This is a genomic window from Streptosporangium sp. NPDC049248 (assembly GCF_040678965.1).
Lineage (GTDB): Bacteria > Actinomycetota > Actinomycetes > Streptosporangiales > Streptosporangiaceae > Streptosporangium > Streptosporangium fukuiense.
Genome location: NZ_JBFAQY010000054.1, coordinates 1 through 12,060, shown reverse-complemented (window position 1 = coordinate 12,060; position 12,060 = coordinate 1). Strand labels below are relative to the sequence as shown.

Here is a 12,060-nt window from a genome sequence, read left to right as displayed (position 1 = left end):
GACGCTCCGAACCGTTTTCGGCGGTTCGAACGGGAAGGGGCCCCGTCCATGTGGACGGGGCCCCTTCCCGTTCGACGGTCGTACCGGGGGTCAGCGCCTGCGGCGCCAGCCTCCGCCCCCGGTGGTGGTCCGGGGGCCGGCCGAGCCGATCCCGGCCTGGTGCAGAGCGAGGAGGAGGAGTCCGAGGAGCAGGAAGGTCGTCCCGCTGATCCCGCCGATCCTGGTGTTGACCAGGTCGAGCAGGAGTCCGAGACCGAACACGACGGCGGCGGCGATGGCGAGCATGGTCACCTCGTCCCAGCGGAGATGTGCAGAAGCTGCTCCAGGGTCGCGCGGTAGTCGCGCAGGGCGGTCCGCAGATCCTCGGTGTCGTTCTTCTCGGTGTTCTTCCAGCGTCCCTGAAGCTCGGTGGCCCGGGCCTCCAGGGCGTTCCTGAAGGAGCTCGTGACCTCGTCGAGCAGGGAGTCGGCCCGCTGCACCGCGTCACGCGGGTCGTCGACGAACCCGGCCTGGACCTCCTGCCAGCGCCGCAGCACATCGTCGGAGTCATGGTGGAAGAGGGTCTCGGCCGTGCCGGGTGCCCGGCCGGCCCGGTCGCCGTCGACGAGGGCCGCGTCCTCGTCGAGTACGTCGCCCCGCCGGTCCGCGGCGCTCCCGGGGAGCCCGTGGGTCACCGGGGAGCCCGTGGCGGGCACGGCGTCGTGCACGCCGGTGCCGGTCACGGCTGCGCCCGGGGTGACGGCCGGGTCACCGGGAAGCCCGTCGCCGTCGAGGTCGGCCGGCACACCGCGCCGGTCGCCGACCGGTTCGCCGGTGATGACGTCGTCCCGATCGCCGGTCAGGGGGTCGCGCGTGTCGGCGTCCGGGGCGACGCGCGAGGCGTCACCGTGGTGTGGCTCCTGGAACTCGGGTGCCATGTCCTCGTCGGTCTTGTGGACCAGCCGGTCGTTGTCCGGGTTGAGTCGACTGTTCACGTCGGGTCACCGTCCTTGGGGATCGCGTCGGTAGGCTCGCTCGTTGCCGTCCGTGGTCTCGGGGGCGGCGGCGTTCGTCTGTCTGGGGTCATGGTGACGGGGGTCACGGTCGGCGAGATCGGCGTGCTGGGGACTCCGCTCACCGTTCACCTCGCTGCCGGGAGCCGCGAGCAGTTCCTCGAACAGGGCGCGGTAGTGCACCATGGCCTGCCGGAGCTCCTCGGTGGAGGCCTCCTTGTGGGCGGCCCTGCTGCTGATCTCGTGGGCCTGCCGGTAGTGGTCGAGAGTGCGGCCGTGCGCGACGGACAGGTCGGAGAGCCGCTGCTCGAAGTTTTCGGTCGGGTAGCCCCGCTCGGCCATCACGGAAGTCACCAGATGGTCGGCCTCCGTCACCGCGAAACCGGGAGCGTCCACGAAACGTTCCTGGACCTCCATCCACTTCCGGGCGTAGATCTCGCGTGTCTGAGCGTCCAGAGCGCGGATGTCGAGGGAGCTGAAGCGCTGCTCGCGGGCTCTGAGCTCCTGCTCGGCGTCGCGCCTGCTGTCACGCTCCTGCAGGGTACGTTCGTATTCGGGGCCGAAGCGGTCACGAAGTCGATGCCGGCGTTGCTGCTGCAGCACGAGATAGCCGACTGCGGCGATCACCACCACCGCGACGGCCACCCAGATCACGGTGGACATGTCTGCCTCCGGTTGTGTAGGCGCTTGTCCCCGTGCGCTGCCCTGGGGTCAGGCCTCGAAACCGGCTGCCGACATTTATTGCCTTCCCGCCACTTCATCTAGATTTGATGTTTTGGCAGGTCCTGTCGGGTATTGGATATTCTTTTACTGCGTTTTCGAATGCGGTTCCCGGCTTCGGCGGCCGCGTATGAATTCACGTGGCCGGAATCCCGGGCCGACCTCCTATTTACCGGCCTGTGGGCCGGACCTGCACCCTCGGTGTGGGAACCGGAGCGGTCCCCGGAGTGCGAACCGGTGCCTGCTCCCCAGGCCGGGCTCGCACTCCCGAAGGGCGAACCGGTGCCAGGCCCTTCATTCCCGGTCCGCGGAGTGCTCGGCTCTCCCCGGCCGGGGCTGAAGGGCGGCCCGTCAGGCCTGCTCCTCGGGGAGATCGAGAGCTCTGCGGGCCTCGGCCAGCACCCTGGCGGCCAGCCAGTCATCCGTGGAGGCGGGAACCTCGCTGAACCCCCTGCCGGACTCGTACGAGACGTCCAGCCCGGCGGCGACCAGCCGCCCGGCCCAGCGCAGCGCGGTGTTGAGCTTCTCGGTGGGGATCGCCCGCCCCTGCGCCACGGACGACAGGTTCCGCAGGTTCGTCGCGGGCCCCGACTGGCTGTGCGCGCGGTCCAGCTTCCAGGGGATGGCCCGCGAGTGATCGAGCATCGGCTTCGAGAGCCCGGCGGCCCGTTTCGCCTGCAGGATCCCGGACTCGCTCACCCCGAACCGCGCCGCCAGTTCCGCGTTCGACAGCCCTCGTCCGGCCAGTCGCCGCAGCTCCTCCTGGTCGATCAACGCCTTGCGCCCCACGCACCCTCACCTTTCGCGCGATCGCCTGTCCTGACGGACGTCGCCGTGTGCGAAGCCCACCCGATCTGCGCTAAGGTTATGACGTGCACCCGAGAGGTGCGCAGCACAACCGGGACGTAGCGCAGCTTGGTAGCGCACTTGACTGGGGGTCAAGGGGTCGCAGGTTCAAATCCTGTCGTCCCGACGGTTGAAAGGGGCTGTAAGCCCAGGTCAGGGCCTTATCTCACTTCGGTGAGGTGGGGCCCTTGATTGTTTCCAAGGGTCGTCATCTCACATTTTCTCACATACCGACTTTGATCTTGCTTAGCCCAACAGCTCGCCGAGCTTGTCGGAACCCGCTCTGAGGCTCGCTCTGAGACTCTCGGGATCCGGGTGGACGTAGACCTGCTTCGTGAACGACAAGTCGCTATGACCCGCCCACGCTGATACCACCGTGTCGGGCACGCCATTGTTCGCCATCCACGACAGGCACGCATGGCGCGCGTCGTACAGCCGCACCTTGCGCACCCCAGCCGCCGTCATGAGCTTGTACGCCTCCCGGCGCAGCTTGTCCGTCTTCCAGGGGTGCCCCAGCTCGTTGACCAGGACGTAGCCGCTGTTCTCGTATCCCTCACCCTGAGGGGCCACGGCGGGAGACGGATCCTCGTCCCCAGGTGGATCGTCCTCGCTGGTGTCGCGTGGCGGTGACGTGCATGTGCATGGAATGGTCGTTCGCTCTGAGTCCGACATCTCGGAGATCTCCGCTCGGCTCGCGATGCGGCGCTATAGCCGAGGCTGACCGCGATAGGACCCCGCCCTTTGTGTAAGGCGGGGTCCTGTCGTGTCTGGTCTACCTGCGGACGATCGACCAGGCGCCGTTGGCCTTGATCGACGCGTACCGGGCGCCCGGAGGCAGCGAGACAGCACCGTTGTAAGCACCGACCTTGTTCGCCACCAGGTTGTGAGTCCGGCCGTTCGCGTCCAGCGTCCACACTGAGAAGTAGCCGTCGCCGCTGTGGCGGATCTTCAGGCGGTGCAGGCCGCGGCTGGTGCTGCTCAACCGGAGCACGTCGTCACCTATGCCGCGGCTGGTAATCGACCAGGAACGCGCCTTCGTCAGGGGCAGCACCTGCAGAGTCCAAGCGCCGTCGGCCTTGATGCTGAACGCGGCGGTCTTGTTGGACGTGCTGGTGTTGAACGGGGCGGTCCCCTTATAGGCGCCTACCTGGTTGGCCAGGAGGTCGTCTTCTTTCCCTGACGGGGAGAGAGTCCACACCGAGAAGTACCCCTCCCCATCATGGGTGATCTTCACGATGCCCGGCTTCGTGGTGGCGCGGATCCGCAGGAGCTGGTCACCTTCCCCGCGGTAGATCGTCGCGGCCGACGCCTGCACGGTCGTTGCAGCCTGAGCAGGGGGAGCGAGCAGGGCGGCAGATGCCAGCGCGGCGAGGGCGGCGAGGGTACGAAGGGAGCGCATGTAGGTACTCCAGGGGCAGAAGATACGGACGGGAGAAGACGCCGCCGAATACGTCCTGGTTGCCTAGACATGCCGATCAGGTTGGGGCATCAGGTTTTTCAACTGGTGAAACTGCTTCCGCTCGGCTACCCAAGGCGGGTTGCGGCAGGCTGCCCGCCGCAAATGCTCTCCGGTGGTTCGCGTCCGTGGCTCGCGCCGCGTACATCTGGCCGAGCAGCCCGCCGATCGTCGCGGGCACGCCACCGATGATCACACCAACCAATTGTGCAGACACGTCTCTACTATCCGCCTCACAGCGGAACGCGCCAGCCTGTCGAGGCTGCTGGCTGTTCACCTGTCCCATCTGGGACACCTCGCATTCCGTCAAGGTGGAACCGGCACCCGTGAGACACCGTGAACATGGCGGTGCCCCCGCCCGGAGGACGAGTCGAGGCGAGGGCACCGTCCGCGGCCGGCTGTTCAGCGAACGTCCCGTCCCTGAGACGTCACCCGGCCGCGTCTTGCCCCGCGAGCGGTCCCGGTGTGCACCACCGCCCGCGGGAGTTGAGGGCGCGCTAGTCCGGCGCAGGTAGGGCGTCTGTGGCCGTCACGGCATCAGAGCTCTTTCGCGCCTCGATGCTGGGTCTTGCTCGATGTAGTGTCCTGGGCCGTATCGACCTGCCTCGGTGAGCCTCTCAGCGACCAGTGGGTGCAGCCGGGTGCTCGCGTGTTGCGCGGGCAACAGCAGCCAGTCGTCAACCTCATCGGTCTGCAGGGTGAGAGCAGCTACATCCTCGGGCAGCAGGGTGCGCGTGGCGAAGATGAAGGCGATCCGGTCGCGGCGGTCGGGGCTGCTGGCCGGCACCCACGCGACGGTGATGAGACGACGGGCACACAGGCCTAGCAGACCAGTCTCCTCGCGGGCCTCGCGGGTCGCCGCGGCGGCCGGGCTCTCGCCGCAGCGGATACGTCCGCCGGGGAGCTGCCACCGGTTGTGGTCGCTGGTGGTGCGCAGGATGAGCCACCGGCCCACCTCGTCGCACGCGAGGAGATGGGCGGTGACGGCGCAGCCGTACGGTTCGGCCGAGGTCATTTCCGGGTGGCGGTGATCAGGTTGCGGGCGCCCTGGTGCAGCAGGTCGGCGGCGACGCGGGCGCCGAGGGTGGCCGGGTCGGCGTGCTCTCCCCAGGCGTGGGAGCGGACGAACGCGCTGCCGTCACGGTTGAACACCATGCCGAACAGGCTCATTTTCCCGTCGGCGGTGGTGCAGGCATGTCCGGCGATCGGGGAGTTGCAGTGGCCGCGCAGCATATGCAGCATGGTGCGCTCAGCGAGGATGTGCCGGGCGGTGGGCACGTGGTTGAGCTCGTCCAGCAGTCGCATGACCGGCCCGTCGGACTGGCGGGCCTGGATGCCGATGACGCCGGCGCCTACGGGAGGCACCATGGACACGCCTTCGCCTGTGGTGTGGAACTCCAGGGGCAGGATCTCGTGGTGGCGGTCCAGAATGCCGAGGCGGCTCAGGCTGGTGCGGGCCAGGATCAGCGCGGCGTACTTGCCGTCCTCGTCGAGCTTTGTCAGGCGGGTGTCGACGTTGCCGCGGATGCGTTCGGTGCGCAGGTCGGGCCGGTGGATGCTGAGCTGTGCGCGACGCCGTACGGAGCTGGTGCCGATCAGGGATCCGGCGGGCAGGTCGGACAGGGCGACGCCGTCGCGGGTGACGACGATGTCGTGGACGTCGTCTCGTTCCAGGTAGGCGCCGAACGCGGTGCCCTCGGCCAGGGGGACATCACCGGGGACGTCTTTGACGCAGTGGACGGCGATGTCGATCCGGCCGCTGGTCAGGGCGCTGTCGATCTCTTTGCTGAAGGCGCCCTTGCCGCCGATCTCGGCCAGGTCGCCGGGCCACAGGTCGGCGCTGACCTGTGTGGGCACGATCTCGATCGGGATACCGGGCGCGAACTTGGTGATCATGTCGGCGACATGGTTGGCCTGGATTTTGGCCAGGGTGGAGGTGCGGGTGCCGATCCGGAGCGGGGTGTCGGCGAATCGGTTGAGGAACACGTCGGTCATGGGATCGAGGCTCTCTGTAAGAGAAGTGATGGCTACGGAGTGTGGCGAAGTGAAGGTGTGCTGATGGCCATCGGATGGTGTCCCCACCAACGCCTCCAGCGGGTCACCATCATCGCGGCCGGCTCTACGGGGGCCTCCTGGTTGTGCACCACCGCCTGCGGGAGCTTCAAGGGTTGCGCCAGGAGTCCCAATGCCACGGCCGCCACCCGTTGCGCCAGTCCCTCACGAAGGAGTCGACGATGGCGGCCACGATGGCCAGGAGGATGGTCACGGTGATAGCGTCGGAGACTCTCCTGAACGCTTCGAGGATCATGTCCCTCAGCCCTGGTCCGCCGGCTGGAGGTCGTGAACCTGGACGATCAGCTGTGTGGCCAGCGCGTAGGGCAGCAGCGCCTCATCGTTCAAGCTGACCTCGACGCTGTACTCGCCTGTGGGGACAGCTCTCCGGCCCGGACCGGGCGTGAACATGTCGGCCAGCACGGCGGCGGGCTCGGCGCGAGCGACGGTGCAAACCGTCGAGGAGACACGAAGCTGAGGACAGGTGGCCAACGCCTCAGGAACGCACGCCCAGCAGGTCGGCGGCGCACTGGTGAGGCCGCCGGTGGAGTCGCCGGGGATCTCACGGAACGCGGTGTCGGTCATGATCCAGGGGGTGCGTCCCGTGGCGGGGTCGGTCGCGACCTTCCCGCAGACCTGGCAGCGTAGCTTTTCCATGCAACGCCACTGGCGCAGGGTGTTGAGCTTCCGCCACTGTGGCGCCCCCGGCGATTGTTCAGAACGCGGACGCGTAACACGCCGCGCACCACATCGCCACGTCGCGGAACGTCGTAGGCGAGCCGCACCCCGCCGCCGAGCAGGCGACGTACGAAGTGGAGGGGCTGCGGTGCGGCCTCGCCGGCGTGGGCGATGACGTAGGGAACCCGCAGCTGTGTCGGCGCGGCGACCGTCATGACCCGCTGCCTGGCCGAGCGGTGAGGATCAGGTTCGCGACCTGCTGAGGCTCCCGCACTGTCTGCAGGTCGGGGCCGTCCCGCAGGGATACCAGGTAGCAGCCGGAGCGCGCCCCCATGGTCACCGTGGCGGTCACCGATCCGGCACCGCCGCAAACGACCAGCTCGGGGGCGTACAGCTTGGGCTTCCCCAGCAGGATCGGCCGGCCTTCCTCGCCGGACAACTTCAGGCCGATGGTGTGGACGGCGTACGAGTGCACTCCCTCGACCTTCAGGAGCTGCTGCACAGCACCCAACGCCCCGGCGTGCTTCTCCGCCGTCGCGTCGCTGCATTCTTCGGCTTGGACATGTAGGGGCGCGTTCACCATGGCTCCTTCATCGTGTCTGTGTCCGGAGACACATGACGCTATGCAGCAAGCCATGCACCGAGGGGCACGGTTTGTGTCCCTTAGTTGCAGTCAGGCCAGAAGGCCGATTCGGTCAGCCAACGTGTGTGCCTGCGGACGGAGAGACGCCGGGCCCTCGGTGAGTTCCAGGGTCAGTCGACGGGCGTAGCCGTTGTACTTGATCGTGTCGGGCGCGACGTGCTGGGCGAGCTCCAGCGTTCCAAGGACGGCTGTGTGGTCACGCTGCAGGTGGTGAGCGCGAGCAACCTCGATGAGATGCCGGCCCCGGCGCGGCCGGGAAGGGATCGGGGCGGAGAGTGCGTTGTCAGCCTGCCGCGCGGACTCACCTCCCTGATGGAGTTCAACGGCGATGGTGACGGCGTGAGCGCCCATGATGACCTGAGAGAACGATGTCCAGGGCTGGTAGTAAGTTGCGGGGAGCCGCTCGGCGATCCGGGCTGCTTCTTCCCAGTGCAGCCACGCGTCCCCGGTGTCGCCGAGCCGGGCGGAGGTGAACGCCAGCTCGAAGGAGAGCGCACCCCACATGGCGAGCAGCTCTACCCCGGCGTCGTCGAGGTGCGGCTGAACAGCAGCCATACCTTGCTGGTTGATGTCCCGAGCGGCGTCGAAGTCGCCGGTGTCTCGGTGAGCCTGGGCGAGGAACCATACAGCGCAGGTGAGCGCGAGCGGATCCTCTGATTCCTGTGCGGCTACCAACGCCCGGTCAGCTACCCGCCAGAGCAGGTCCTGGGCGGGCTGGTAGGCGAGGAACATCTGCGCGAGGCCGTAGGTCTCGGCGAGCAGGGCGAGCGCCCGGCGCCGGTCGGTGTCGCGGTACATCGCCGCGGCGAGCTGGACGTCGCGCAGGAGGCCTGGCAGCAGCTGGCCGAGGGCGGTCCGGTGGTCGGGGGAGGAATGCCGGACCTGCCAGGCGGCGTCCAGGCGGGCGCGCAACGTGGTGAGCGGCTGCACCGTGCCAGCCGGAACCAGCGATGTTGAGTTGATCGCTGCCCGTACGTCCTCAAGGGCGGGGTGACCCGGGCCGCTGAACATCCGCACTGGCATGGATTGATCCCCTGTCAGTTCTGAGAGGTCTCGGACACGCAGCGCCTCGGCGAGCTGCAGGAGGATCGGCAGCCGGGGGTTCTGCTGGAGGCGGCCTGTTTCGACCTGCTTGAGCCAGGACGTGGACTTGCCGACCAGGCCGGCGAGGACTTCTCTGGTCATGCCTCGCCGTTCACGGAGGAACTGGATCCGCTGTCCTACTGTGAGTACCGGGCCGAGGGGTTCGTTGGTAGCGTTGCTCATAGGCCCTTCACCTTCCTGAGCGTCTAGACAACCTCAGGCTACGGTGCGGGGCCTTCATCGTGCGAGGATCCGCCTCGCATGGTGAGGCGTAGTGGATCGGGGAGTCTCCGCCCTGCAGGCCTCGCGAGCGCCGATCTACTAGCTGGTAGCTTGCGGGAACAACAATTCCCGGTAGTTACTCCACTGTCCTGCGGATGTGGGAAACCAGCCCTGAACATGACGATGCCCCGCCGAGCATCTCGACAGGGCATCACCCAAGAGCTGTCACTGCACGATCTCGCCGAGAGCCGTCTCGAACGCTTCGGCCTGGTCCGGCGTCAGCTCCTTCGACACCCGCAACAGGACAGGCCCCGCCACGTAGTCGTACTCGCCGAGCACCGGCATCTTCTTCCCGATCCCCTGGATGTAGTCGGCCCGCTGCTGCGCCTGGTCGGCCTCGTCGAACACCTCGACGCTACCGCCGAGCCCCACATCCCCCTCCTTCTTGCCGGCCACGTCGGCTGCGTTGATGCGGCTGTCGGTGAACGCCGCCTTTGAGGTGTAGCCGTTCGGGCGGCCCAGTTGCTTGTTCGGGTCGGTCTCCGCGGTGTAGGTCACGGTGAGCGTGACCGGCAGCCCCTGCTGTGTGAGCGCCTTGATGACGCCGGCGGCGTCGAGGTCGGTGGTGGGTCCGCCGCACGCGGTGAGGGTGAACAGCAGCGCTGCGGCGGTGAGAGCGGAGGGGAGACGCACGGGCGAGTTCCTTCGGGGGGTGAGGGATAGAGCGCCTGTGAGACGGCTGGGGATGCCCCCGGGTTGCCATTCCGTCCACTACCGGACACCGCGGCGGTTGGTGTGTCTGTGCAGGTGTGGCACCCTCGCGGAGGGGGGTGCCACACGTGAGAGGGTTACAGGTCAGAAGGGGGGCCACACCTCGTTGCACCCCTGCGTTGCACCCCCGTGGCACCCGTCGTGGCAGGGGTGTGGCACCCGGCCGTGGCCCCCGTGGCAGCAAGATCAAAAGTTGTTCGCGTGCAGCCCACGCGCAGCCGTACGGGGCTTGTCGTCGGTGTGGCGGCAGGGGAGAAGTGCGCCGGTAATGCTGATTTGGCCTGCGTGGTGCTGGTCACCACGCAGCCTGTAAGTTGATCACAGGTGTTTTCGTCGTCCAGCGGCCTAGGATCGGGGCATCCCCTCGGGGAGCCCCAGACGCCGGTTCGAATCCGGCCGAGAACACAGAGCCCCCTCGTCTTTCGTGACGAGCGGGGCTCTCTTCACGCTAGTCCGCCGGCCAGCTTTCCCGGTCGGCGACGAATGATTCTCGCTGCAGCAGCGTCATCACCCATCCCTGCTCACGAAGCAGGGCAACCGCGGCCCGCGCGCGTACGGGCCGGACCGAGGCCGGTTCCTCAATTGGGGAAAAAGATCAGTCAGCTCCCCGCGCGTACGGGCCGAACCAAAGGGACGCACGGCCAATATGTACGTGCGTCCCCAGCTCCCTCGCGCGTACAGGCCGGACTCCTGACCTCTTCTTCTCGTCAAGGAGCTAAGGTCCCGACACCCGTGGCGCTCAGCCGACGTCGGGCCGCTCCGGCATCAGGTACCGCTGCTCGGCGTCGCCGTAGCCCAGCACCTCGGCCTCAACCAGCTTCTTCAACTGCTTCTGCGCCCACTGCCGGGTCAGGGACGCCACCCGCGCGGGAGCACCTCCCTACGGGCACAGCAGACCTCGCAGCAGTGCCCGAGTTCGCCGAACCACGGCCCGATAGCTCAAAGGTGGGTGACAATCTGAGTGACTATCGCTCCCATCACGTGAAGATCCGGTCCATCGCCTCCGCACCGCCGAGCAGGACCGGGCGGATCTGCTTTCGGTAGACCGCCTCTGTCACCGCCGTCCCACTGTGGCCGACGAGTCGCGCGATGTCCTCCAGGGGTACGCCGGAGTTGGAGAGCGGCGAGACGAAGCTGTGCCGCGTCTCCCGAGGCGTCCAGTCCTTCGCGGGCGGCCCGGCGTCCTTCACTATCCTCCGGAACGCCCGCCGTACGTTGTGGGAGTCCAGGGAAGTGCCGCCCAGGGAGGCGAAGACGAGATCGTTCTCCGTCCACTTCGCGCCCGCCGTCTCCCGCTCCTTGGCCTGCTGCGTCCGGTGCTCCCGGAGGGCTTCGACGCAGCGACGGGGCAGCGCGAGAGGTCTCGTGACTTCCGGGTCTTGGTGTCGCCACCTTCCCGTACGGAGCGCCACACGGCGATCCATGGGGGTGTCGGTACGAGGCTTGCCGCCGAGATCCACCTCTGACCAGACGAGCGCCCGCAGTTCCTCCGTACGGGAACCGATGAGATCGATCAGGGCCAATCTCGGCCGCCTGACATGTGATACCCGCAAACGACGCACGACAGACTGACCGAAAGTAGCACCTGTCACCCATGCCTTGGGGCGGACGTGACCAAGGCTTCGGCAAGCACTAAGTGACCATGTTCAAACTAGGCGCCCGCTGATGCCTCGTTCGAAGCTGCCCGCAAAGGACTGCGAGTGCATCGCCGCGGGGGGCGGAGGGCAAGACCGGCTTGTCGATGTCGCGGTGCTCAACCTTCACGATCACGCCCTTCACACGGAGCGCTGCGGCGGTCTCTTCGGTCAGGACGACGCTGCTTTTCCGGACTAAGAATTCGTCGATGCGTTTTGTCTGCGAGTGGTGATAACCATTGGCCGCATGGATACTGATCACGCCGACCCTGCCGGCCTTGCCGCTCTTCGCGCCGCCTTCGATGTCGAGGCATGTGAACCACCACTGGGTTGGGATGCCGTGCACGCCTTCGAGGCAGAGCATGGGATCGTCTTGCCGGAGCCGTATCGAACGTTCGTCGCCGAGATCTGCGACGGGTCCGACTCGGGGCCGCCGGGCTACGGGCTTGTGCCGTTGGCTGATCTGCCCGGTGACTGGGGAGATGGCCGACCGCGGCGGGTCTTGGCCCAGCCCTTTCCGCTGACGAAGATGTGGATGTGGGAAGAAGATCCTCGTCCTCAGGAGGAGGTCGATCCTGTTCTTGAGCAGGTCTACGACCATGGCTCGATCGTTCTGGGCACCGACGGGTGCGCCATGTACTGGCATCTCATCGTCAGCGGACCACATCGGGGGCACGTCTGGCAGATCAGCGGCGAAGGAGCCGTCCCTTTCGGCGCCGAGTTCGGCTTCACCACGGGAAATCCCGGGTTCGCCGGATGGGTCAAGCATTGGGCTGCCGGCAAGCCTTGGTTCGACGCAGCTTGAGGCAATGGTCACGACGCACCCCGATGCAACACATGGGATGTGCTCTCTCACGGTGTGTAGCCCGTGAGAGCGGTCACGTGGAACTCTTGATCGGCGGACAGAAAAGTCGCGGCTGACGGACACCGGTTCCTGGTGGGCGGCCACCAAAAGTCTTGGTC

General features: G+C 67.2%; 16 protein-coding genes and 2 tRNA genes. 3 read left to right on the top strand and 15 right to left on the bottom strand.

Annotated features, from left to right (window positions below; translation table 11 throughout):
• Positions 1–90: 90 nt before the first annotated feature.
• The 4 genes from AB0K21_RS43645 to AB0K21_RS43630 form a co-directional block, all read right to left on the bottom strand.
• Positions 91–285 (bottom strand): hypothetical protein, encoded by a 195-nt coding sequence (locus tag AB0K21_RS43645; RefSeq protein ID WP_030918893.1) that lies wholly within the window; start codon positions 283–285, stop codon positions 91–93.
• A gap of 2 nt (positions 286–287) precedes the next feature.
• Positions 288–974: a hypothetical protein gene (locus AB0K21_RS43640; RefSeq protein ID WP_343983606.1), complete on the bottom strand. Its 687-nt coding sequence runs from the start codon at positions 972–974 to the stop codon at positions 288–290.
• 6 nt (positions 975–980) lie between these two features.
• Positions 981–1,655, bottom strand: a complete 675-nt coding sequence (locus tag AB0K21_RS43635) for a hypothetical protein (protein ID WP_364158912.1) — start codon at positions 1,653–1,655, stop codon at positions 981–983.
• Positions 1,656–2,063: 408 nt separating this feature from the next.
• Positions 2,064–2,501 (bottom strand): hypothetical protein, encoded by a 438-nt coding sequence (locus AB0K21_RS43630; protein ID WP_343983614.1) that lies wholly within the window; start codon positions 2,499–2,501, stop codon positions 2,064–2,066.
• 110 nt (positions 2,502–2,611) lie between these two features.
• Between AB0K21_RS43630 and AB0K21_RS43625 the strand changes: the two genes are divergently transcribed.
• Positions 2,612–2,685 (top strand) — tRNA-Pro (locus AB0K21_RS43625).
• 119 nt (positions 2,686–2,804) lie between these two features.
• On the opposite strand, the gene AB0K21_RS43620 is transcribed toward AB0K21_RS43625, so the two are convergent.
• The 9 genes from AB0K21_RS43620 to AB0K21_RS43580 all read right to left on the bottom strand — a co-directional run bounded on the left by AB0K21_RS43620 (position 2,805) and on the right by AB0K21_RS43580 (position 9,385).
• Positions 2,805–3,128 (bottom strand): tyrosine-type recombinase/integrase, encoded by a 324-nt coding sequence (locus AB0K21_RS43620; RefSeq protein ID WP_343983629.1) that lies wholly within the window; start codon positions 3,126–3,128, stop codon positions 2,805–2,807.
• Positions 3,129–3,330: 202 nt separating this feature from the next.
• Positions 3,331–3,957, bottom strand: a complete 627-nt coding sequence (locus tag AB0K21_RS43615; RefSeq protein ID WP_364158908.1) for a hypothetical protein — start codon at positions 3,955–3,957, stop codon at positions 3,331–3,333.
• 76 nt (positions 3,958–4,033) lie between these two features.
• Entirely contained in the window at positions 4,034–4,300 is a 267-nt protein-coding gene (locus tag AB0K21_RS43610) for a hypothetical protein (RefSeq protein ID WP_364158905.1), read from the bottom strand.
• 243 nt (positions 4,301–4,543) lie between these two features.
• Complete coding sequence (locus AB0K21_RS43605) at positions 4,544–5,029, bottom strand: NUDIX domain-containing protein (protein ID WP_343983638.1); 486 nt, start codon at positions 5,027–5,029, stop codon at positions 4,544–4,546.
• Positions 5,026–6,009, bottom strand: coding sequence for a hydroxymethylbilane synthase (gene hemC / locus AB0K21_RS43600; RefSeq protein WP_364158901.1), 984 nt, complete (start codon positions 6,007–6,009; stop codon positions 5,026–5,028). Before hemC ends, AB0K21_RS43605 begins: the two co-directional genes overlap by 4 nt.
• A gap of 318 nt (positions 6,010–6,327) precedes the next feature.
• Positions 6,328–6,723: a hypothetical protein gene (locus tag AB0K21_RS43595; RefSeq protein ID WP_364158898.1), complete on the bottom strand. Its 396-nt coding sequence runs from the start codon at positions 6,721–6,723 to the stop codon at positions 6,328–6,330.
• A 232-nt stretch (positions 6,724–6,955) separates the two neighbouring features.
• Positions 6,956–7,324: a hypothetical protein gene (locus tag AB0K21_RS43590; RefSeq protein ID WP_343983647.1), complete on the bottom strand. Its 369-nt coding sequence runs from the start codon at positions 7,322–7,324 to the stop codon at positions 6,956–6,958.
• Between the two features lie 93 nt (positions 7,325–7,417).
• Positions 7,418–8,653 (bottom strand): helix-turn-helix transcriptional regulator, encoded by a 1,236-nt coding sequence (locus AB0K21_RS43585; protein WP_343983650.1) that lies wholly within the window; start codon positions 8,651–8,653, stop codon positions 7,418–7,420.
• 264 nt (positions 8,654–8,917) lie between these two features.
• Positions 8,918–9,385 carry a hypothetical protein gene (locus tag AB0K21_RS43580; RefSeq protein ID WP_343983654.1) on the bottom strand — a complete coding sequence of 156 codons (468 nt, stop codon included), beginning with the start codon at positions 9,383–9,385 and terminating at the stop codon, positions 8,918–8,920.
• Between the two features lie 404 nt (positions 9,386–9,789).
• On the opposite strand from AB0K21_RS43580, the gene AB0K21_RS43575 reads away from it, so the two are divergent.
• Positions 9,790–9,868, top strand: a tRNA-OTHER gene (locus tag AB0K21_RS43575).
• A 334-nt stretch (positions 9,869–10,202) separates the two neighbouring features.
• On the opposite strand, the gene AB0K21_RS43570 is transcribed toward AB0K21_RS43575, so the two are convergent.
• Positions 10,203–10,325 carry a hypothetical protein gene (locus tag AB0K21_RS43570; protein WP_343983657.1) on the bottom strand — a complete coding sequence of 41 codons (123 nt, stop codon included), beginning with the start codon at positions 10,323–10,325 and terminating at the stop codon, positions 10,203–10,205.
• Positions 10,326–10,440: 115 nt separating this feature from the next.
• A complete protein-coding gene (locus AB0K21_RS43565; protein WP_343983661.1) occupies positions 10,441–10,986 on the bottom strand; it encodes a tyrosine-type recombinase/integrase in 546 nt (181 codons plus the stop codon).
• 358 nt (positions 10,987–11,344) lie between these two features.
• Between AB0K21_RS43565 and AB0K21_RS43560 the strand changes: the two genes are divergently transcribed.
• On the top strand, positions 11,345–11,902 hold the full coding sequence (locus AB0K21_RS43560; protein WP_364158891.1) for an SMI1/KNR4 family protein: 558 nt from the start codon (positions 11,345–11,347) through the stop codon (positions 11,900–11,902).
• Positions 11,903–12,060: the final 158 nt, after the last annotated feature.

Excerpts from the sequence above, each read along its gene's own strand:
- AB0K21_RS43645 (WP_030918893.1), bottom strand. The coding sequence starts at position 285 with ATGCTCGCCATCGCCGCCGCCGTCGTGTTCGGTCTCGGACTCCTGCTC.
- AB0K21_RS43635 (WP_364158912.1), bottom strand. The coding sequence starts at position 1,655 with ATGTCCACCGTGATCTGGGTGGCCGTCGCGGTGGTGGTGATCGCCGCA.
- AB0K21_RS43615 (WP_364158908.1), bottom strand. The coding sequence starts at position 3,957 with ATGCGCTCCCTTCGTACCCTCGCCGCCCTCGCCGCGCTGGCATCTGCC.
- AB0K21_RS43610 (WP_364158905.1), bottom strand. The coding sequence starts at position 4,300 with ATGGGACAGGTGAACAGCCAGCAGCCTCGACAGGCTGGCGCGTTCCGC.
- AB0K21_RS43605 (WP_343983638.1), bottom strand. The coding sequence starts at position 5,029 with ATGACCTCGGCCGAACCGTACGGCTGCGCCGTCACCGCCCATCTCCTC.
- hemC (WP_364158901.1), bottom strand. The coding sequence starts at position 6,009 with ATGACCGACGTGTTCCTCAACCGATTCGCCGACACCCCGCTCCGGATC.
- AB0K21_RS43595 (WP_364158898.1), bottom strand. The coding sequence starts at position 6,723 with ATGGAAAAGCTACGCTGCCAGGTCTGCGGGAAGGTCGCGACCGACCCC.
- AB0K21_RS43585 (WP_343983650.1), bottom strand. The coding sequence starts at position 8,653 with ATGAGCAACGCTACCAACGAACCCCTCGGCCCGGTACTCACAGTAGGA.
- AB0K21_RS43560 (WP_364158891.1), top strand. The coding sequence starts at position 11,345 with ATGGATACTGATCACGCCGACCCTGCCGGCCTTGCCGCTCTTCGCGCC.